This is a genomic window from Paractinoplanes atraurantiacus (assembly GCF_900215205.1).
GTDB classification, from domain to species: Bacteria; Actinomycetota; Actinomycetes; order Mycobacteriales; family Micromonosporaceae; genus Actinoplanes; species Actinoplanes atraurantiacus.
Genome location: NZ_OBDY01000053.1, coordinates 18468 through 37472, shown reverse-complemented (window position 1 = coordinate 37472; position 19005 = coordinate 18468). Strand labels below are relative to the sequence as shown.

At 70.0% G+C, this 19005-nt stretch carries 20 protein-coding genes; 9 read left to right on the top strand and 11 right to left on the bottom strand.

The genetic code is table 11. The annotated features are described in order from the left end of the window. Positions 1-328: transposase (locus CRP55_RS50305; RefSeq protein WP_179855701.1), on the top strand; the 328-nt coding region annotated here is incomplete at its 5' end. Here the strand turns inward: CRP55_RS50305 and CRP55_RS50300 are convergent. Genes CRP55_RS50300 through CRP55_RS50290 form a run of 3 tightly spaced genes read right to left on the bottom strand, consistent with a single transcriptional unit; the run spans position 325 to position 3577 of the window. Beyond that, positions 325-906 (bottom strand): flavodoxin family protein, encoded by a 582-nt coding sequence (locus CRP55_RS50300; protein WP_097329224.1) that lies wholly within the window; start codon positions 904-906, stop codon positions 325-327. The two genes, CRP55_RS50305 and CRP55_RS50300, sit on opposite strands and share 4 nt — an antisense overlap. 35 nt (positions 907-941) lie before the next feature. After that, positions 942-2222 carry a PQQ-dependent sugar dehydrogenase gene (locus tag CRP55_RS50295; RefSeq protein ID WP_245924010.1) on the bottom strand — a complete coding sequence of 427 codons (1281 nt, stop codon included), beginning with the start codon at positions 2220-2222 and terminating at the stop codon, positions 942-944. Positions 2223-2260: 38 nt separating this feature from the next. Beyond that, a complete protein-coding gene (locus tag CRP55_RS50290; RefSeq protein WP_143235541.1) occupies positions 2261-3577 on the bottom strand; it encodes a VanW family protein in 1317 nt (438 codons plus the stop codon). 192 nt (positions 3578-3769) lie between these two features. On the opposite strand from CRP55_RS50290, the gene CRP55_RS50285 reads away from it, so the two are divergent. Next, the gene (locus CRP55_RS50285) at positions 3770-4285 is read left to right on the top strand and encodes a hypothetical protein (RefSeq protein WP_097329221.1); all 516 of its coding nucleotides are present in this window, start codon (positions 3770-3772) and stop codon (positions 4283-4285) included. Between the two features lie 37 nt (positions 4286-4322). Here the strand turns inward: CRP55_RS50285 and CRP55_RS50280 are convergent, their stop codons facing one another. Together CRP55_RS50280 and CRP55_RS50275 are read right to left on the bottom strand one after the other, a co-directional pair. Further along, on the bottom strand, positions 4323-4658 hold the full coding sequence (locus CRP55_RS50280) for a hypothetical protein (protein WP_097329220.1): 336 nt from the start codon (positions 4656-4658) through the stop codon (positions 4323-4325). A 17-nt stretch (positions 4659-4675) separates the two neighbouring features. Beyond that, complete coding sequence (locus tag CRP55_RS50275) at positions 4676-5002, bottom strand: hypothetical protein (protein ID WP_097329219.1); 327 nt, start codon at positions 5000-5002, stop codon at positions 4676-4678. Positions 5003-5048: 46 nt separating this feature from the next. On the opposite strand from CRP55_RS50275, the gene CRP55_RS50270 reads away from it, so the two are divergent. Continuing rightward, positions 5049-5840, top strand: coding sequence for an SAM-dependent methyltransferase (locus CRP55_RS50270; protein WP_097329218.1), 792 nt, complete (start codon positions 5049-5051; stop codon positions 5838-5840). A gap of 135 nt (positions 5841-5975) precedes the next feature. After that, a complete protein-coding gene (locus CRP55_RS50265) occupies positions 5976-7535 on the top strand; it encodes an alpha-amylase family glycosyl hydrolase (RefSeq protein WP_097329217.1) in 1560 nt (519 codons plus the stop codon). Here the strand turns inward: CRP55_RS50265 and CRP55_RS50260 are convergent. From CRP55_RS50260 to CRP55_RS50240, 5 genes are read right to left on the bottom strand one after another with little or no spacing between them, the layout of a single operon-like run. Continuing rightward, positions 7528-7929 carry an MmcQ/YjbR family DNA-binding protein gene (locus CRP55_RS50260; RefSeq protein WP_097329216.1) on the bottom strand — a complete coding sequence of 134 codons (402 nt, stop codon included), beginning with the start codon at positions 7927-7929 and terminating at the stop codon, positions 7528-7530. The genes CRP55_RS50265 and CRP55_RS50260 overlap by 8 nt on opposite strands. Positions 7930-7938: 9 nt before the next feature. Beyond that, positions 7939-8682 (bottom strand): ATP-binding cassette domain-containing protein, encoded by a 744-nt coding sequence (locus CRP55_RS50255; RefSeq protein ID WP_097329215.1) that lies wholly within the window; start codon positions 8680-8682, stop codon positions 7939-7941. Beyond that, positions 8679-9647, bottom strand: coding sequence for an ABC transporter permease (locus CRP55_RS50250; RefSeq protein ID WP_097329214.1), 969 nt, complete (start codon positions 9645-9647; stop codon positions 8679-8681). Before CRP55_RS50250 ends, CRP55_RS50255 begins: the two co-directional genes overlap by 4 nt. After that, on the bottom strand, positions 9640-10770 hold the full coding sequence (locus CRP55_RS50245) for a sugar ABC transporter substrate-binding protein (protein ID WP_097329213.1): 1131 nt from the start codon (positions 10768-10770) through the stop codon (positions 9640-9642). The genes CRP55_RS50250 and CRP55_RS50245 overlap by 8 nt, the downstream gene beginning before the upstream one ends. A gap of 49 nt (positions 10771-10819) precedes the next feature. Further along, entirely contained in the window at positions 10820-11992 is a 1173-nt protein-coding gene (locus CRP55_RS50240; protein WP_218855204.1) for an aldose epimerase family protein, read from the bottom strand. A gap of 207 nt (positions 11993-12199) precedes the next feature. Between CRP55_RS50240 and CRP55_RS50235 the strand changes: the two genes are divergently transcribed. Genes CRP55_RS50235 through CRP55_RS50225 form a run of 3 tightly spaced genes read left to right on the top strand, consistent with a single transcriptional unit; the run spans position 12200 to position 16636 of the window. Then, positions 12200-15127, top strand: a complete 2928-nt coding sequence (locus CRP55_RS50235) for an FtsX-like permease family protein (protein ID WP_143235539.1) — start codon at positions 12200-12202, stop codon at positions 15125-15127. Then, a complete protein-coding gene (locus CRP55_RS50230) occupies positions 15117-16016 on the top strand; it encodes an ABC transporter ATP-binding protein (protein ID WP_097329211.1) in 900 nt (299 codons plus the stop codon). The genes CRP55_RS50235 and CRP55_RS50230 overlap by 11 nt, the downstream gene beginning before the upstream one ends. Positions 16017-16018: 2 nt before the next feature. Continuing rightward, entirely contained in the window at positions 16019-16636 is a 618-nt protein-coding gene (locus CRP55_RS50225; RefSeq protein WP_179855708.1) for an ATP-binding cassette domain-containing protein, read from the top strand. A 101-nt stretch (positions 16637-16737) separates the two neighbouring features. On the opposite strand, the gene CRP55_RS50220 is transcribed toward CRP55_RS50225, so the two are convergent. Continuing rightward, the gene (locus tag CRP55_RS50220) at positions 16738-17532 is read right to left on the bottom strand and encodes an NAD(P)H-binding protein (RefSeq protein ID WP_097329209.1); all 795 of its coding nucleotides are present in this window, start codon (positions 17530-17532) and stop codon (positions 16738-16740) included. Between the two features lie 85 nt (positions 17533-17617). On the opposite strand from CRP55_RS50220, the gene CRP55_RS50215 reads away from it, so the two are divergent. Next, complete coding sequence (locus tag CRP55_RS50215) at positions 17618-18286, top strand: helix-turn-helix domain-containing protein (RefSeq protein WP_097329208.1); 669 nt, start codon at positions 17618-17620, stop codon at positions 18284-18286. Between the two features lie 100 nt (positions 18287-18386). After that, positions 18387-19004, top strand: coding sequence for a DUF6518 family protein (locus tag CRP55_RS50210; protein ID WP_097329207.1), 618 nt, complete (start codon positions 18387-18389; stop codon positions 19002-19004). The last annotated feature ends 1 nt before the right edge of the window (position 19005 follow it).

Here is a 19005-nt window from a genome sequence, read left to right as displayed (position 1 = left end):
GGACGTGCACGTCGTTCTGGACAATGCGTCCACCCACAAAACCCCGGCGATCAAACGCTGGCTGGCCGCCCACCCACGCTTCGTTTTGCACTTCACCCCGACGAGCTCTTCCTGGCTCAACCTGGTCGAACGCTGGTTCGGCGAACTAACCACCAAAAAGCTGCAGCGCGGCACCCACCGCTCGGTGCGCGAACTCAACAAAGACATCCGCGCCTGGATCGAGACCTGGAACGACGACCCCCGGCCCTACGTCTGGACCAAGACCGCCGACCAGATCCTCGAATCCATCAAGCGATACTGCACACGCATTAACGACTCACGACACTAGGACGCCGGGAACGGTGAGTCCGCGAGCAGGCGCGCGACGTGGGCCACGTTCGCGGCCAGCGACTTCGTGGCGGCGCCGGTCGTGTCCGGCTTCGGGCCCGCGTCCTTGTAGTCGAGCTTGCCCATGGCCTCGCCGACCCAGTAGGTCGACGCGCCGGCCGGGATCGTGAAGCCGACGTCGTTCAGGCCCTGCAGCACCTCGGCCACCACATGATGGGCGCCGTCCTCGTTGCCGACGACCGCCACGGCCGCCACCTTCCCGTACATCGAAGTCCCGGAGATCTCCGCGTCCAGCCTCTCCAGCACCATCTTGGCCACGCTCGACGGCTGACCCATCCAGATCGGCGTGGCCAGGATCAAGATCTGAGCGTTCAGGAGCTTTTCCCGTACGCCGGGCCAGCCGTCACCCTCGCCTTCGTCCGCGCTGACGCCGAATTTGACGCCCAGGTCGGCGACGCGCAGGACCTCGCCCTCCACGTCGTGGTCGGCCAGCGCGGCCAGCACCTCGCGGCCCAGCAGCTCACTGCTCGACTCGCTGCCGGACGACTTCAGGGAACAACCCAGAACCAAAGCTCGCATGGGGTTCCGGGTGCCCGATCGGGATGACGGCAAACTCAGGACATGGTCACGCGGTAGATGGCGCCCGCCTTGTCGTCACTGACGTACAACGCCTTGTCCGGGCCGACGACGGCCGCGACCGGGCGTCCCCAGCGTGACCCCTCGCCGTCCTGGAAGCCGGTCAGGATCGTCTGCTGCGGGCCGAGCGTGCCGGCGCGCCACGCGAAGAACGACACCTCGGGCTCGCGCGGCGGCTGCCGGTTCCACGAGCCGTGAATGCCGACCAGCGCACCCGCGCCGAGCGGGCCGGCCTCACCGAACGACAGGCCCAGGGGAGCCGAGTGTGCGCCCATGCCCTGCTCGACGGGTTGCAGCTTGGCGCAGTCGAGTTTGCTGCCGTCCGGGTTCATCTGGATGTCGCGCACGAACGGCCGGTTCGCGTAGCTGTTGGTCTTCAGGTCGGGGTCGGGATTGCAGTACGGCCAGCCCAGCTCGCGGCCCTGGGTGAGCTTGGCCAGTGGCTCCAGGGGGTGCTCATTGACGTACGACGTAATGACCTTGCCTTTGTCCTCGCCGTCATAGGGGTAGGCGATGTTGTCGCGGTTGTTCACGGCAGTCCAGACCGAGCCGTCGGGGGCGACGGCCAGGCCGGTGCCGTTGCGGACGCCGCGGGCGAAGATGGCCGGCTTGCCGCCGCCGGGCGGGATGCGCAGGATCGACGCGCGCTCGGGGCTGGCGTCGCGATCCTCCTCGGAGACGTTGCCGGTGGAGCCGATCGAGACGTAGATCGCGCCGTCCTGCCCGATGGCGACGCTCTTCAGCGCGTGGGCGTAGGCGCCGCCCAGCTCGGGGCTCTTGGCATCGGGCAGGCCGTCGGCCACGATCTGCTTCCCGGTGGTGCGGCCTCCGGCGTACACATAAGAATCGACCTTGTCGCCCTCGGCGACGTACAGCGTGTCGCCCTTGAAGGCCAGGCCGTGCGGCAGGTTGAGTCCCTTGAGCAGGGTGCTCTGCTTGCCCCCGGCCAGGGCCAGGACATCGCCGTATTTGGGGCGGGAGACGAGCAGCTTGCCGTCCGGGGCGAAGGCCAGCAGACGGGCGCTGGGGACGCGGGCGTAGACGCTGACCGTCCAGCCCGCCGGCACCTTGAGCTCGCGCTGCTGGTCGAAGGGCGCCTGGCCGTCGCCGCCGCGCACCGGCGTGGCGGTCAGCGTGACCCCGGTCTCGCGGACCGGGGTCGTCGTCTGGGTCACCCGGGGCGCGGGCGTGGGCGGCTCGCTGGAGCTGCACCCCACCAGACAGAGTGCCAAACCTCCGGCCACCGCCGCGCGCGCCATCGTCTTCACCGGGCCATTTGTACCCACTCGGCCACCGGTCAGTCCAGGCCCTTGTACGTCCAGCTGATCGTGTTCCTGCCCTTGACCGATCCGTCCTGGTTGATCGTGCGCGTCACCGACACCCGGAAACCGCCCGCGTCGCCGGTGGGCCGGCGCGGCCCGGTCACCGAGGAGACCTCCCGGTCGCCGGTGTGCCCGTAGATCCCGACCGTCACCGACGTGTCGGTGGTGCGGGCCCGGATGACCAGCGGCGCGTCCGTGTCGTTCTTGAACTTGTTGTCGATCGAGCGCCAGTCCAGGGTCGCCTCGCGGCCCGGGGGATAGCGGCTGATGTAGAGCGAGTGCGGCTGGTGCTTCTCGATGTCGAGCCCGGCGAACCAGGCCGCGTTGAACAGCGTCGTCGAGAACTGCGAGACACCGCCGCCGAGCTGGTCCTCCAGCTCTCCGTCGACGATCGCGGGCGCGGCCACGAAACCGTTGGCCTTCGTACGCTCGCCGGCCGCGTCGTTGAGCGAGAAGGTCCCACCGGCCGGCACCACGGTGTTGTCGATCAGCTCGGCGATCCGGTGGATGTTGGTGACGCGAGGGGCACAGCACGGGTGGTACGTGGTGAAGGTGCCGATGAGCTGGTCGACCCCGGCGAGCTTGGGGTTGACGTTGCCCGGCTTCAACGTGGTCACGGACAGTTTCAACGTCGTCCCGCCATCACGCACCGTGTCGACGAGCCGCTTCACGGCATCGCTCGTGTCGACCCCGCGCCCCGGCTCACCCTTGTCGAGGGTCACGCCCTTGGTGGAGGCCTCGTACGACAGGTCGCCCTTGCCGTCGATGACCGTCTGCGGCGAGGCCAGCTTGACCGAGGCGTCGCGGGGTTCTTTGTTGAACGGCTTCACCTTGGCGTCGAGCGCGCTCTTGGCCGCCCCCTCGTCAACGGTGATCACCGGCGTCACGTCGTGCCGCGCCTTGCTGCCCGGCAGCCGCAGCCGGGTCATCTCCACGTCGCTGCGGGTGGCGGCCACATCCAGCTTGATCCCGGCCTCGGCCGGATTGATCGCGAACCGCTCGTCCCCGGCCTCGACGGTGATCGGCCGCTCGACCTTCTGCCGCACGGCCCCCTCGAGCTTGCTCGTCAGCTGAGTGTCATCAAGACCACCAACGGCGATTCCAGCCACGTACGTCTCGTCCGCCACCGCCGGCGACATGCGGACAAACGCGACACCAAGCCCCACAGCGACAACAACCAGCGCCGCGACAATGCCCAGCACCCATCGCCAATGACGCCGGGGCGGCCGTGCCGGCGGCACCACCGCCGACCCGGTCCAGCGCTGATCCTCGGGCACCGTCGGCATACTCATGAGTTGATCATGACTTGAAGGATCAAGTAACCGCATCGGTAGGTCGACTGCTTGTGACGAGCGCCTTAGCTGCCGCCTATAGCGCGTTCGCACGCTTCGTCCCATATCACCCGAACCGGCACGGCGTCGTGCGCGCGGACCCGCACCAGGTTGTGTGGCGGTGACAGCATGGACATCCCGAGGAGGAGTCCATTGACCACCGCACTCGCCACCATCGGTGTCCTGGTCGCCACGATCTCCCTGCTCTTTTCCGGTTGGCAAGCGCGCTTGCTGTCACGCCAGACGGCGCTGCAGAACGCGACGGCCGGCGCCGGCACCATGCAGCAGCTCTTCAACTGGTTGCACGACGTGCAGGGGCGCCTGCTCGACGAGCCGCGCCTCCTGCCGTTCTTCCATGCGGGCGGTGCCGCGCCCGGAGATCTGAACCCTCAGGAGCAGGCCAAGCTCCGGATGCTGGCGGCGATGTACACGGACGTGCTCACCATCGGCGTCTTCCTGCACAAGACCATGCCGCAGACTCGCTCCCAGGAGGAGTGGACCGCCTTCTGCGTGCGGATGCTCGAATGCAGCGAGCCGATCAGGGCCGAGGTCGCCGCCAAACCGATCGGCTATCCCGACCTCTGGCAGATCATGCACGACAGGTTTCCCGAGACGGTCCTCTCCGGTGCGACGGGGGCGCAGCCCTCAGACGCCTCCGACCCTCGCTGAGCGGGGGATCAATCATCGAAGGTCGACCGAACCGGATTCAATGGCGGACGATGCCCTCAGTGACGCGAACGGACTGGGCGATGACCATCATCGGCACTGTTGCCGCGGCCGTCTCGGCGTCCCAGGTGAACACGCGATAGCCGTCGTCGTTCACCACCTGCTGCGCGAATGCGAGTTCGGCCGGGGTCGGAGCCCGGAAGACCGGATGGTGGAAGAGGTCCGCGCTGGACGCCCAGACGACCTCGGTGAAGGTCACCTCGACGCTGTGGTGGTAGGTGAGGTCGTTGTCCGCTCTGAGGCGCAGGACGGACGTGTCCCACTGGTCGACCTGCCAATCCCACCACCGGCCGTTCAGATAGGTCAGCTCACGCATCCGACGATCATCGCCGGTCACCATGCGGCTCGTAGCGCCGCCGCGACCTGGGTGACGTCCAGGTCGACGGACACCTCGTCCCCGTCGGGGACGCCGCGGTCGCTGAGGGCCAGGCCGATCAGGGCCAGGTCGGCGGCGGCCTCGCGGGCCTCGTACTGGGCGGGGCTCTCCTCGCCGATCGGGGCGAGTTCGTCGCGGTTCCACGCCGCGACCGCGGCCTCGGCCAGGGCGCGGGGGAGCCGCACGGTGATCCGGCCGACCTGGGGGTTCAGGTGGGTGCCGATCTCCGCCAGCACGGATCGGTCCTGGCGGTAGCGCGCGTACTGTTCGTGGTCGTCGGGCACGGGCCGAGGCTACCGAGGGTGACCGGGGTGGGCTACCCTGGCCGGTATGTCCAATGTGGATGGAGCGGGGAAGCTCGACACCGGTGTGCCGCACTCGGCGCGGCTCTGGAACTACTGGCTGGGTGGCAAGGACAACTTCGCGGCCGATCGGGCGGTGGCCGACCAGATCCTGGCCATGGTGCCGGAGATGGTGGCGTCGGCGCGGGCCGATCGGGCCTATCTCGGGCGCGTCGTGCGGTGGCTGGCCGGTGAGGCCGGTGTTCGGCAGTTCCTCGATGTCGGGACGGGAATCCCGACCGCCGAGAACACGCATGAGGTCGCGCAGCGGGTCGCTCCGGAGAGCCGCATCGTGTACGTGGACAACGACCCGCTCGTGCTCGCGCACGCCCAGGTGCTGCTGACCAGCGATCCGCGGGGGAGCACCGACTACCTTCAGGCCGACCTGCGGGAGCCGGACGCGATCATCGCGGGAGCCCGTCGGACGCTCGACCTCGAGCAGCCGGTGGCGATCACGATGCTGGGCATCCTGAACTTCATCCCGGACGACGACCAGGCGGCCGCGCTCGTGGCCCGGCTGGTCGGCGCGGTGCCGTCCGGCAGCTACCTGGCGATCTCACACCCGACCAACGAGATCAACGGGGAGACCATGGAGGAGGCGCTGCGCTTCTGGAACGAGGGCCCGGCCGCCACGATGGTGCTGCGCAGCGCCGAGCAGGTGCGCGCCCTCTTCGGCGATCTGGAGCTCGTCGAGCCCGGCGTGGTCAGCTGCTCGTTGTGGCACCCGGACGCCGACGCCGAGCCGGTGCCGCACTTCGGAGGCGTCGCCCGCAAGCGCTGACCGAGCGGGGGCGGCCGCGCGAGGCTGGGCACATCCGTGGGCGTGCGAGAAAGCTGGGCACAACCGCGGGCGGGCGTGCGAGAGAGCTGGGCACAACCGCGGGCGGGCGCGGGAGGGCTGGCATAGCCTGGCGGGATGCGCGAGAACTGGCTGGCCGACGCCGTCCTGTACGAGATCTACCCGCAGTCGTTCGCCGACTCGAACGGTGACGGGGTCGGCGACCTGCGCGGCGTGATCGGCAAGCTCGACCACATCGCGTCGCTCGGTGTGGACGCCATCTGGTTCAACCCGTGCTTCGCGTCGCCGTTCGTCGACGCCGGCTACGACGTCGCCGACTATCTGCGCGTCGCGCCCCGCTACGGCACCAACGACGACATGGCCGAGCTGGTCCGGGAGGCCGGACGGCGCAACATCCGGATCATCCTCGACCTGGTCGCCGGCCACACGTCGATCGAGCACCCGTGGTTCCAGCGGGAGCTCGCCGCCGACGGCCCCGACCCCGAGGGCGACCGTTACATCTGGCGGACCGAGCCGCCGGCCGAGGGCTGGACCGTCGACATCCCGGGCATCCCGGCCTGGGTGCCGTCGCCCGGCCCGCGTCCCGGCTGGTATCTGAAGAACTTCTACGACGAGCAGCCGGCCCTCAACTTCGGCTGGATCAACGGCGACGGCGGCGACCCGGTCGACGGGCCCGGCCCGCTGCGCAACCGGCGGGCGCTGCGCGACATCATCGAGTTCTGGCTGGCCAAGGGCGTCTCCGGTTTCCGCGTCGACATGGCCTTCTCCCTGGTCAAGGACTACAAGATCGCCGAGGGGGTGAAGGCGTCCACCGACATCTGGCGCGAGATCAAGGATTGGATGGCCGCCGAATATACGGACGCCATTCTGATCCCGGAGGGTGTGGAACCCCGTACGGGAAAGCAATTGGCCTTCGACGCTGACTTCTTCCTGGTGATCAAGGAGGAGCACGCCAGCCTTTTCGACAACCAGGCCGCGGGGATTCTGCCTTTCCAGCCTCCGCGCGCCCCGTTCTTCGACGCCGAGGGCAAGGGCAGCACCGGCACTTTCCTGTCGGCCTGGAACGCCGCGCGCGAAACCGATCCGCAGCGCCCGATCATCATGAGCACCGCCGACCACGACTTCGACCGCTTGTGTTGCGGCCCGCGCACCGCAGAGCAGTTGGGCGCCGCCCTGACGTTCCTGTTCACATGGGGCAACATCCCGTGCCTCTATTACGGCGACGAGATCGGCATGCGCTACCTCCCGGACATGCCCGACGTCGAGGGCGCCGTTTGCAACCCGCTGTACAACCGCGCCGGCTGCCGCACCCCCATGCAATGGGACGACACCCCGAACGCCGGTTTCTCCACCGCCGATCCGTCGAAGCTCTACTTGCCGATCGACCCCGACCCGCAGCGCCCGACGGTCGCCGATGAGAACGACACATTGGCCCTGGTGCGCGACCTGATCGCCGTGCGCAGAAAGACGCCGGCCTTGCGTTCCCGCGCCACCGCCGAGGTCCTCAACGGCACGTACCCTTTGGCGTACGTCCGAGGCGGCACCCACCTGGTAGTCGTGAACCCGCGCCGCGAGCCCGCCTCGTGGAAGATGCCGCCGGCCGAGTTGCTCCTCGGCCAAGGCGTCGAGAAAGACCGGATTCAGGGTTTCGGGTACGGAATTCTCGAGCTCACCTGATCCGGGCGGCCAGGAATTTGGGGGCCATCTCGCGATAGCTGTCGGTGACCAGCTCGGCGATCTCGGCCCAGTCGGTATGCCCACCGAGCACCACAGCCGCGACGTTGTGCCCCCACAGCGCCCGGAAGAACGGGAAGCCGCCCGCGATCAGCCCGTGCAGATCTTCGAGCGGCACCCGGAACGTCATGACAACCGGTTCCCGGACCCCGGCCAGATGCGGCGCGTAGCCCGGAGACCGCTGGACGTCAGGCTCGTAGACGTGCGCGACGGTCCGCTGCCGAATCCGCCACCGGACCCCGATCCACGCCGGTTCCTCGTACGCCTCGGGCAGCCCCCGGCAGATCGACCGCAGCCTCCCCAGAATCTCGGGCGGCACATCCCCAGCATCCCCCATGCCCCGACGTTAGCGGGGGCGGCGGTATTCGGCGACGACGAGTTCGGTCAGTTCCTCCAATGATGTGTCGGTGGCTCGTTTGTCGAACGTGATGCGGCCGTGCTGGAGGAGGTTGACCCGGTCGCAGACGTCGAGGACCTGGGCGTAGTTGTGGGCGATGATGATGACCGAGACCGAGCCCCGGCGTTTCAGGTCGCGGATCAGGTCGAGGATCAGGGCGCCCTCCTTGGCGCCCATCGCGGCCAGTGGCTCGTCCAGCAGCAGGACCCGGGCGTCGGAATAGACCGAGCGGGCCACGGCGATGGCCTGGCGCTGGCCTCCCGACAGCTTGGCCACCTCCACCGTGACGTCGGGGATGTTCACACCCATGTCCTTCAGGTGTTCCGCCGCCCGGCGGCGCATGACGCGGTTGCTCAGCAGCGGCCAGCGGATCAGCTCCCGGTTGAGGAACATGTTGTGGTAGACCGACAGTTCGTTGATCAGGGCCAGGTCCTGGTAGACCGTGTCGATGCCCAGGGACCGGGCGTGGTCCACCGAGCGCAGCACGACCGGGGTGCCGTCGACGATGATGTCGCCGGCGTCGGGGCGGTGGTATCCGCAGAGGATTTTGATCAGGGTGGACTTGCCGGCGCCGTTGTCGCCGATCAGGCCCAGCACCTCGCCCTTGTCGACGTGCAAGGTGACGTCTCGCAGGGCGGTCAGGGCGCCGAAGCGCTTGGCGATGCCGTTGACTTGCAGGGCTGTCGTGGTCATGTTCTCCCCGCTCGCCGCAGCCGGGACAGGTACTGGTTGGCGATCATCGAGGCGAGGATGGCCAGGCCCAGGATCAGGTAGATGGTGTTGGCGCTGTAGCCGATCAGGTTGAAGCCGTTCTGGAGCTCGGCCAGCACCAGGGCGCCCAGGAAGGCGCCGGCTACCGTGCCCGAGCCGCCGGCCAGGGCCGTGCCGCCGATGACCGCGGCCGAGATGGCGTAGAAGGTCAGGGTGGTGCCGCCGCCGATGTTGGGGTCGATCGTGTTGATGCGGGCCGCCTCCATGATGCCGACCAGGCCGCCCAGCGCGCTGGTGATCATGAAGTTGCCGATTTTGATGCGGGAGGCGCGGATGCCGGCCTCGGTGGCGCCGACCGGGTTGCCGCCGACCGAGATCGTGTGCAGGCCCCAGCGCGTACGGGTGAGAACCACGTGGAAGATCGCCACGATGATCAGCGCCCAGATGATCGACGCCCACGGGCCGGCGCCGATCCACGTCTGGAAGCGGCCCTTCATGGACTCGGGAATGGGCACGGGGTACGCGTGTGACGTGATCAGCAGCAGGCCCTGCACCGCGAAGAACGTGCCGAGCGTCACGACGAACGACGCCACGTGCAGCTTCGTGACGATCAAGCCGTTGATCAGCCCGATGAACGCCGCGATGGCCAGCGCGATCACGAACGCCAGCAGCGCCGGCACGTTGTAGAAGTCGATCGCGAAGTGCAGCAGGAACGGGGCGAACGCCGCCACGATGCCCACCGACAGGTCGATCTCGCCGCTGACCAGCAGCAGGACGATGCCCACCGCGACGATCGCGGTGGGCGCCGTTGCCTGGGCGATGTTGATCAGGTTGTCCTTGGTCAGGAAGACGTCGCTGACCGCCCGGAAGTAGACCATCAACCCCAGGGCGACCAGCAGCACGCTCGCCTCGCGGCGGCGCAGGAAAGCGTCGGCGAATCTAGCCATGCGCGATCGGCCCGGACCGCGGCACGAGAACCTTGTCGGTGGTCGAACCCTCGTACCTCGACTTGGTCGTCTGATAGGGACCGACGTTGTCCTTTGTGACGAACAGCAGACCGGTGTTCGTCTCGCTCGGTGACATCAATCCGCCGGAGATCTTGAAGAAATAGAGATAGAGGACCGGCAAAAAGCCTTGGAGGTACGGCTGCTGGTCGATCGTGTAATCGAGGCTGCCCTCCGCGATGCCGGTCAGCGTCTCCGGAATCAGGTCGAACCCGCCGGCGACCTTGAGGCCCTTCGACCGCATGTTGTATTTCTTCGCGACCTGCCCGGCGGCTGACGTGGAACCCGCGTCCACGGCGAGCATGCCGCTGAGGTTGGGGTGTCCCACGGCGTACGCGTCAATGATCGAAAGGCCTTTGGTGACGTCGGCGTTGGTGGCCACCGAGGTGAAGGTGATCGCCTTGCCGGAGTCCTTGAAGGCCTGTTGGCATCCGTCGATGCGCGGCTGGATGTTGAGCGCGCCGGGCGTGGCGATGAACGCCACCACGTCGCCCGAGGTGACCGTCTCCAGTGCCCGCTGGCCCAGCGCATAACCCGATTCGTAAAGACCTTGGCCGATGTACGCGAGACGGTTCGTGCCCGGGTCGCCGCGCGCTCCGTCGGCGTTGTAGGACACGACCGGAATGCCCGCGTCGAGGGCCTGGTTCACCGGCGCGTTGAACGCGTCCTTGTCGACGACGGCTATCGCCAGGCCGTCGACCTTGGCGCTGATCGCGGTGTTCGTCGCGTTCACCATCTCGGCCACGATCGAGTTCTGCGATCCGGTCCACTGTGGTTTTTCAAGACCGAGGAGCGTGGCCGCGTCCTCCATCCCGTACTGCGTCGGGGTGAAGAAGGGGTTGGTGGTCACGTGATTGACGAAAGTAAATTTCCATTTGGGTGTCTCGGGGAAGTTGCCGATGGCGCCGGAGGCCGCGGCCTTGTCGTCGCTGCACGCGCTGAGCAGCGCACCGGCGGCGAGCGACGCGCCGAACAACCCGGAGCCCTGCAGCAGGCGGCGGCGCGTCGCCGAGGGGAGGTCCAGGGTCTCGACGGCCTCCTCGACCTTTGGATGAATCTTGGACATGTCAGCCTCCAAGCCCGTGCCCGGAGCCCGGGCACGGGCGGATCGGGTGCTATCGGGAAGTGCCGAACTGGTAGATCGTGGTCGACTTGAGGACCTGGCCGGGGCGCAGGACGGTCGACGGGAAGTTCGCGTGGTTGGGCGAGTCGGGGAAGTGCTGCGTCTCCAGCGCGAGGCCGTCACCCTGGCGGTACGACCGGCCGCTCGTCCCGTAGAGCGTGCCGTCCAGGAAGTTGCCGCCGTAGAACTGGATGCCCGGCTCGGTGGTGGCGATCGTCAGCGTGCGGCCGCTCGCGGCGTCGCTGACCTTGGCCGCGGTCTCCAGCTTGCGGTACGACTTGTCGTGCCGGTCGAGGACCCAGTTGTGGTCGTACCCGCGGCCGTACACGATCTGCTGGAAGTTGCTGCGGTTGCGCGCGCCGATCGCCGTCGGCTTGCGGAAGTCCATCGGCGTGCCGGCCACCGGGGCCAGCTGGCCGGTGGGGATCAGCGTCGCGTCGACCGGCGTGTAACGCGACGCGTTGAGCTGCAGCTTGTGGTCGTCGATGGTGCCGGTGCCCTCGCCACCGAGGTTCCAGTAGGCGTGGTTGGTCAGGTTGACGACAGTGGCCTTGTCGGTGGTCGCCTGGTAGTCCATCCGGATGCCCCGGTCACGGGTGATCGTGTACGTGACGGTGGTGCGCAGGGTCCCGGGGTAGTTCTCCTCGCCGTTCGGGCTGACGTAGGTCAGGCGCAGGCCGACGGAGTTTCCGCCCTTGACGGGGGTGGCGCTCCAGACGCGCTTGTCGAAGCCGACGTTGCCGCCGTGCAGGCTGTTCGGATCGTTGTTGATCGCGAGCTGGTACGTCTTGCCGTCCAACGTGAACTGGCCCTTGGCGATCCGGTTGCCGTAACGGCCGATCAGAGCGCCGAAGTACGCCGGGTTCTTCGAGGTCACGTACTCGTCAAGCGTCTTGAATCCCAGCGTGACGTTGGTCAGCTTGCCGTGGCGGTCCGGTGTCTCCACGGTCTGCAGGATTCCGCCGTACGTGAGGATGCGTACCCGGAAAGCGCCGTTCGTCAGCGTGTAGCGGTCGACGGCTTTACCGCCGACGCTGCCGAACGCCTCCTTGCTGATGGTGGGCTTGCCGCCCGCCTGTGACGACGATGCCCCGGCCAAGCCGAGGCCCGCGCCGAGGAGCATTACGGCCCCGGCGCGGACGAGCATTTTGACGGTGGCTGTCATTGGTGCCTCGTTCCTTCGGGCGTGACGCCACGCCGCCACGGGCGTGGCGGTGCGAAGCCTTTGCCGATGCCGTGGGACGGCCGGCCATCGGCCCAGACGGGGCCGGCTCGGGGTCCGAGCGCGGTCCGGATACGAGTACGCTGCGGACCGTAAGCAGGTTGAGAGATCGACACCAATCGTCCGATCGGCCGAATGGTTAACGTGAACATGGATCGTTTGACGGGGGCGGCCCTTCTCGGAGGGGTGCGGCAACGGGCGTGGTCGCTGTTGATCACGGCCGCCTTTCTCGTGCTCGGCGCCGCGGGGGCGGCCGGGCCTTTCTTCGCGGAAGCGTCGGACAACGCCGCTTTCCAGGTCGGGCGCGACGCCGTGTCGTCCACGGCGCGGCAGACGGACGCGGCGGTCGTCCGGTTGTCGGCGCCGGTGGGCCGGGCCAGTGCCGATCATCAACAGGTGCTGGACGATCTCCGGCGGATCCCGCACCTGACCCCGCCCGACCTGACCGGTGGATCGATCGGGGCGGAGTTGATCGCGCCGACGTTCTGGGGCTCCACGGCGTCGTTCGGGGGCGTCTCGGAGCGCGGTCGCCTCTTCGCCGTGAGCTCGCCCGCCGCCGAGCTCGACGGCACCGCGCACGGGCAGGGCGGTTTGTGGATCCCGCAGCCGATGGCGTCGTCACTCGGCGTGAAGCCCGGCGAAACGATCACCGTGAAAGTCACTGTGGGTACTGCCGGTCGCTCACGCAGTGCTACGGCTCGCGTCGACGGTGTTTACGCGGTCGACGCCGGCGGGCGGCTCCCGGCCGGGCCGTCCTGGCCGCTGCGCCAGGGCGACACCCCGCCCGACACCGAGTACGAGACCCTGCCGTCCTATCTGCTGATCGGCGACGTGCCGACCATCGAGAAGCTGGCGCGCGAGGTCGACGACGAGATCTTCTGGGCGGCCGAGGCGGCCCTGACCCCCGGCGTCACCCTGGCCGAGGCGCAGCGCACGGCCAACGAGGTGGAGTGGCTGCGGCGGGGCTACGCCAGCGGGCTCGAGTTCGGGCAGGACAGCCCGCGCAGCATGCGGTTCGCCAGCGGCATCAGCCAGCTCGTCACCGACGCCCGAGCCACGTCGGGCGCGGTCGAGCAGCGCACCCGGCCGGTCGAGTGGTCGGCGATCGCCGTCGGCCTGGCCTCGGTGCTGGCCGTGGCCCTGCTCAGCGCCCGCCGCCGCGATCGGGAGATCCGCCACGCGGTCGCGGTGGGCATCGCCCCGGCCCGCGTCGGCGGGTTGTGGCTGCTCGAACACCTGCTCCCGGCGGCGCTCGGGGTGGCGCTGGGCTGGCTGGCGGCCTGGCAGCTCGTCGCCCGCCTGGGCCCGCCCGGTGCGCTCGCCGAGTCGTACGGCCCGGCGGCCACATCGTCGGCGACGGCGGTCCTCGTGGGCGTGGTCGCGGTGGCCGGGGTGGGCGCGGCGTCGGCGTCGAGGCGCGTCCGGCCGGCGCCACCGGTCGCCGTGCGCCGCAAGCTGCCGTGGACGACCATGCTGGTGCTCGTGGCCCTGACCGCCGCCGGCGGCCTGGCCGGCGCGAGCGACGCCGCCGGCGGCGTCGACCTCCTCGTCCCTCTGCTCGTCCTGGTAGCCATCGGCGGCATCGCCGGCTGGCTCCCGGGCCTGCTCGCCGGCAGATCCCACCTGTCCACCTCGCCGGCCGACGGCGCGAGCCGCCGATCCACGCCCGTCGCCGGCGCTGGACCGGCCGTTCGGCCCGCTTCCCGGCCTGGTCGGGCTGGTGTGCCGGTTTCACCGGCCGGCCCGGCCGATACACCCCTATCGGCGGCCGGCAGGCCCGTTTCATCGGGCCGCGGCCGGAATGGGCCGGTCCGGGGTCTGCCCTCGTCGCCGGGTCGCGGTGTGCTGTGGCTCGCGCGGCGGCGGCTGGGGGAGGCCGGCGCCGAGCGGCGACTCGCTGTTCTCGTCATGACGGCCGGGCTCGGCATGCTGCTGTTCGCGCTCGCCGCCGTCGACTCGACGCAGGTCGCGGCGGACGACCGGGTCGCCGTGGCGGCCGGCGCCGAGGCCGTGGCCACCCTCGAAGGCTCCTGGGAGATCGACCCGACGGCGACCCCGGTGCCGGCCGAAGATCCCACCAAGCCGCCGCCGGAAGGGCCGGTGCCGGGCGTGCACTCGCCGGTGCTGCCGCCGGGCAGCGCGGTCGTGTGGCGCACCGACGTCGAGACGCCGGTCGACTCCACCCAGAAGGACCTGCTGATCGTCGACCCGGCGCGGTTCCGCGACGTGGCGCTGTGGGGGAGCGGCCCCGACCTGGCCGCGGCCCGCAAGGCGCTGGCTGTTCTCGAGGCGGCGCCGGCCGACGAGATCGGGCACCCGCGCGCCATCGCCGTCGGCGACCCGGCCACCGACCAGATCGACTCGGTGCGGATCAACATCGGGTACGCCGTGGGCGACCTGACGATCGCGGCCCGGGTGCCCGCCTTCCCCGGGATGGAGGGCCGTCCGATGTACGTCGTCGCGCACGACCCGATCCTCGGCAGCCTCGGCATCGACGACCCCCGCCTCAAACCCCGGAACCGTCAGGCCAACGTGCTCTTCCCCCAGGCGTACCTCTACGCCACCGGCGCGCCCGGCATCCAGGCCGTCATCGCGCCGGTCCAGGTCCAGCCGGCCCGCATCGACGGCGCGGCCAAACTGCGCCAGGACGCCGCGTACGTCGCCTCCTCCCGCGCCCGCGGCTATCAGCTCGCCGTCGCCGGCTACCTGGCGTTGCTGGCCGTGCTGACGCTCTGCATCTACGCCCAGCGCACGGCCACGCTGCGTCGCCCGGCCGACCTCATGCTGGCCCGCGTCGGCCTGGGCGCGGCCCGGGTGCGGCGGGCCCGCGCCCTCGAATTCGTGCTGCTGACGGCGGTGGCCCTGGCCGCCGCCGTGGCCGGGGTGGCCGCTCTGGCCCGCCTGGGTCCCCGCCTGCTCGACGATCAGCCTGGCTTGCTGCCGCGCTTCGCTTTCCAGATCCCCGCATCAGCCCTTCTCATCACCGCATCGGCGGCCGTCGTCGCCTCCATTCTTGCCATCTGGGTGAGCAGCGCGCGCTCGCCTCACACGGAGGAGGACGCCTACCGTGACGACTGACCCGCCTCCGGCCGCAGCCGGCGCTTCCCCGCGCGGCGACGCGTTCCGGCAGAGTGGCGCGCCCTCGCAAGCCGGCGATTCTCTTCTCGAAGGCCACGAACTCCTTCAGCTGTACGCCGCGCCGACCGGGGCCACCCAGGCGCTGCGCGGGGTCGACGTGAGCGTGACCGGTGGGCGGATCAGCGCCATCACCGGCCCCTCCGGCAGCGGCAAGTCCACACTGCTGGCCGTGCTCGCCCTGCGGGAGCGGCCGGCCGGGGGAGAGCTGCGGCACCGCGGCCGCCTCGTCGCCGGGCTGTCGCGCCGCGACCTGCACCGGCTGCGCCGCCGCGAGATCGGCTGGGTGGCCCAGCGCCCCACCCACAGCCTCTTCCCGCAACTGGACGCCCGCGGCCAGATCGCTCAGATGGCGCAACTGCGCGGCGTCGAGGTCGACATCGACGCCGCCCTGGCCGAGGTCTCCCTGGCCGAGCGGGCCACGGCACACCCGGCCGTCCTCTCCGGCGGCGAACAACAACGCCTCGCGGTCGTCGTCGCCGCCGTTGGCCCGCCCGCCCTGCTCGTCGCCGACGAGCCCACCGCCGAGCTCGACGACGACTCGGCCGCCCTCGTCCTGAGCCTGCTGCGGGCCCGCGCCGACCAGGGCAGCGCCGTCGTCCTGGCCACCCACGACGCGCGGGCCATCGCCGCCGCCGACACCGTGCTGCGCCTGCGCCACGGCGTGCTCTCCGGCGAGCACAGCGCCGGCGAGGACCACACCGCCACCATCGACGGCCTCGGCCGGATCCAGCTCCCCGAGGAGGTCCTGCCGTTGTTTCCCGACGGAAGGGTCATCGTCTCCCTGGTCGACGGCCACGTGGAGCTTCACCCCCGTACGGAAAGAGCCTGATCGTGCCTTTGATCGAAGTGCACGAGGTGAGCCACTCCCGCGGCGGCACGCGCGTCCTCGACGGCGTCGACCTGACCTTGGACGCGGCGACGACGGCCGTGCTGGCCGGCCGGTCGGGCTCCGGCAAGTCGACGCTGTGCCACCTGATCGCCGGCGTGATGACCCCGACCAGCGGCCGCGTCCAGGTCGCCGGCCGCCCCGCCCAGTCACCGGACTGGGCCACGGTCTCCCTGCTCCCGCAGCGGCTGGCCCTCGAACCCACACTGACGGTCGCCGAGAACGTCCTGCTCCCGGCGGGCCTGCGCCGCTCCGCGGCCGACCCCGCAGTGCTCGACCGCCTCGGCCTGTCCGCCATCGCCGACCGCCCGGCCCGCGACACCTCCCTGGGCGAGCAGCAGCGCACCGCCCTGGCCCGCGCCCTGATCCTCGGCCCGGCCGTCGCCGTCCTCGACGAGCCCACCGCGCACCAGGACGACGAACACGTCCAGCTGGTCCTCGACGCCCTGGCCACGGCCGCCACCACCGGCACCCTGGTCCTGGTCGCCACCCACGACCAGCGCGTCATCGACATAGCCGGTCAGGTCATCCGCCTCCACTCGGGCCGCGTCGTCCCCACCTGACCGGTCACCCGCTCGCACGCTGAGGAGCCGGTCCCTCTCACCAAGCCACGACCCTCGAAGGGCCCACCGGGTTTTCGCGGGACCCAAGAGACGGGTCGGCTTCATTCGGGCATGAATGCGTTGCGGTTGTTCTCGGCCCAGGCTTCGTAGCTGCCGGCCTTACGCCCCAGCACCTCCTGCACGTCACCGGTCACGATCGCGTTGCCGCCCCGCCGCACCAGCGCGACACCCGCCAGCGCCACCTCGGCTATCTCGGGCGGGAAATGCTCCACGCTCGCCTCGACGTCGACGACGGTGAGCGGGCGCCCGAGCACCTCGCTCAGCCGGCCGACTTGATCGTGCACGGTCAAAAGCTCAGGACCGGTCAGTGTGTACGTCCGTTGATGGTGCCCGCCGGAGGTGAGGGCCTCCGCGGCCACGGCGGCCACGTCGGCCGGATCGACGATCCCCTGAGCCCCGTCCCCGAACAGGTTGGGAATCGGCCGCCCCGCTCTGATGTCGGCCGCCCACCCCAGTGAGTTGCTGGCGAACGTCGTGGGCCGCAGGATCGTCCACTCGAGCCTACTCTCCCGTACGGCCTTCTCCCCGGCCTGATGCCAGCCTCCCGGCGCGACTTCGTCGGGCGTCCCGATGGCCGAAAGCTTGACCACCCGCCGTATCCCCGCGCCGGCAGCGGCCCGCAAAGTCGCCAGGTCATGCTCCGGTACGCCGGGGCCCGCCGGCGAGAGCAGATAGAGCGCGTCCGCCGCCACCACCGAGGTGCTGACGGTAAGCCCGGCCCGAGGCGTGATCCGAGCCGGGTCGCGGGTGATCGCGGTGACTTCCACGCCGCGCCCGAGCAGCTCGTCGACAAGCAGAGAGCCGGTGGTGCCGGTAGCACCGGTAACCAGAATCATGAGCCCCAACCTGCCCGTTGCGGACCGGCCCGTCTTGGAAGAATCGGCACTGCACCCCGGCCCTTCCCGCGGCTAGGGTCGAGCTGTGCCGCCCACCGTCATCCAGAAGCCCGACACCTCCACAGTGGTCGTCTTCCGGACGACAGCCGACGGCGACAGCGACGTCCTGGTCTCCGGCCCCCGCACCCGGGGCAGCTATCACCCCGCCCGCCCCACCACCGCATGCGTTCAGGTCCGGCTGCCCCCAGGCCGCGCAAACGCCGTTCTGGGCGTCCCCGCCTCGGCCCTGGTGGACCGGGCCATCCGCCTGAGCGACCTCTGGGGCGCCGCCGCCCACCGCCTGGCCGACGAGCTGGCCCACGCCCCCGACCCCGAGGTCCTGCTGGCCGAGGCCTTGTCCGGGCCCGACAGCGACCCGGCCCTGACTGCCGCGATGACCGCCCTGAGCACCACGGCCCGCCTGCCGGAGGCCGCCACCCGGGCCGGCGTGAGCGAGCGCTACCTGCGCACCCTCTTCGCCCGGGACGTGGGCGTCTCCCCGAAGCACTTCGCCCGCATAGCCCGCGTCCAGCGCGTCCTCTCCCTGGCCGGCCGCGACAGCTGGGCCGCGGTGGCCACCCGGACCGGCTACTTCGACCAGCCCCACATGATCGCCGATTTCCGCGCCATCATGGGCGTCTCCCCGGCGGCCTACCTCACCGGCCGCATACCCCCGGCCACCCCTTGCCGGTCCCTCCAGCCCGCGTCGGCCTGACCTTCTCCGCCGGCGGTCTGCCTTTCGGTGGATCACCGGGCTGCGTGGTCTGTCCGCGGTTCGATGTGCCGGGCTTCTCGGGTTCGTACGATCAGCGATCATGGTGATCAACCGGAACGTGGCCGTGGCAGCTCCCGTCGCGGGCGTGCTCCTGGGCGCTCTCGACTTCGTATGGATCAAGTACGTGCCCTTTCCGTTCGGCGGGCTGGGCAACTCCATCGCCGTCTGGGCCGTGGTGGCGTTCCTGCTCACCTTCCGCAGCCGCTGGACGGTGCCGGCCGGCATCCTCGGCGCGATCGTCTGCCTGGTCGTGGCCGTGCCCAGCTACTACCTCGCCGCCACGCTGATCCAGGGCGACGCCCTGGCCAACACGTACAACGTGACCGCTTTGCTCTGGATGGGGTCGGGCGTGGTGGCCGGCACGGTGTTCGGTGCGGCCGGCGTGCTGGCGCGAACCGGTGGCCGTCTTCGCGCCGCCGCCGCGGCCATGCCGGGTGCGGTGCTGTTCGCCGAGGCCACGATGCAGCTCACGCGCGTCGGGGACCCGAGCTACGAAACCGCGGACACCGTCGGGTACGCAGCCGTCCTCATCGCGTTGGGGATGGCAGTCACCGTGCTGGTGGGCCGGTCCTGGCAGCAGCGCGGGCTCGCGCTGCTGCTCGCCCTTCCGCTGACCGCGGTGGGGTACGTCCTGCTGTCACTCACCGGATTCCGCTGAC

Coding starts and splice junctions, on each gene's coding strand:
- CRP55_RS50235 (WP_143235539.1), top strand. CDS start 12,200: ATGGATCGTTTGACGGGGGCGGCCCTTCTCGGAGGGGTGCGGCAACGG.
- CRP55_RS50260 (WP_097329216.1), bottom strand. CDS start 7,929: ATGGGGGATGCTGGGGATGTGCCGCCCGAGATTCTGGGGAGGCTGCGG.
- CRP55_RS50300 (WP_097329224.1), bottom strand. CDS start 906: ATGCGAGCTTTGGTTCTGGGTTGTTCCCTGAAGTCGTCCGGCAGCGAG.
- CRP55_RS50240 (WP_218855204.1), bottom strand. CDS start 11,992: ATGACAGCCACCGTCAAAATGCTCGTCCGCGCCGGGGCCGTAATGCTC.
- CRP55_RS50295 (WP_245924010.1), bottom strand. CDS start 2,222: ATGGCGCGCGCGGCGGTGGCCGGAGGTTTGGCACTCTGTCTGGTGGGG.
- CRP55_RS50245 (WP_097329213.1), bottom strand. CDS start 10,770: ATGTCCAAGATTCATCCAAAGGTCGAGGAGGCCGTCGAGACCCTGGAC.
- CRP55_RS50255 (WP_097329215.1), bottom strand. CDS start 8,682: ATGACCACGACAGCCCTGCAAGTCAACGGCATCGCCAAGCGCTTCGGC.
- CRP55_RS50280 (WP_097329220.1), bottom strand. CDS start 4,658: ATGCGTGAGCTGACCTATCTGAACGGCCGGTGGTGGGATTGGCAGGTC.
- CRP55_RS50290 (WP_143235541.1), bottom strand. CDS start 3,577: ATGAGTATGCCGACGGTGCCCGAGGATCAGCGCTGGACCGGGTCGGCG.
- CRP55_RS50270 (WP_097329218.1), top strand. CDS start 5,049: ATGTCCAATGTGGATGGAGCGGGGAAGCTCGACACCGGTGTGCCGCAC.
- CRP55_RS50250 (WP_097329214.1), bottom strand. CDS start 9,647: ATGGCTAGATTCGCCGACGCTTTCCTGCGCCGCCGCGAGGCGAGCGTG.
- CRP55_RS50210 (WP_097329207.1), top strand. CDS start 18,387: ATGGTGATCAACCGGAACGTGGCCGTGGCAGCTCCCGTCGCGGGCGTG.
- CRP55_RS50265 (WP_097329217.1), top strand. CDS start 5,976: ATGCGCGAGAACTGGCTGGCCGACGCCGTCCTGTACGAGATCTACCCG.
- CRP55_RS50220 (WP_097329209.1), bottom strand. CDS start 17,532: ATGATTCTGGTTACCGGTGCTACCGGCACCACCGGCTCTCTGCTTGTC.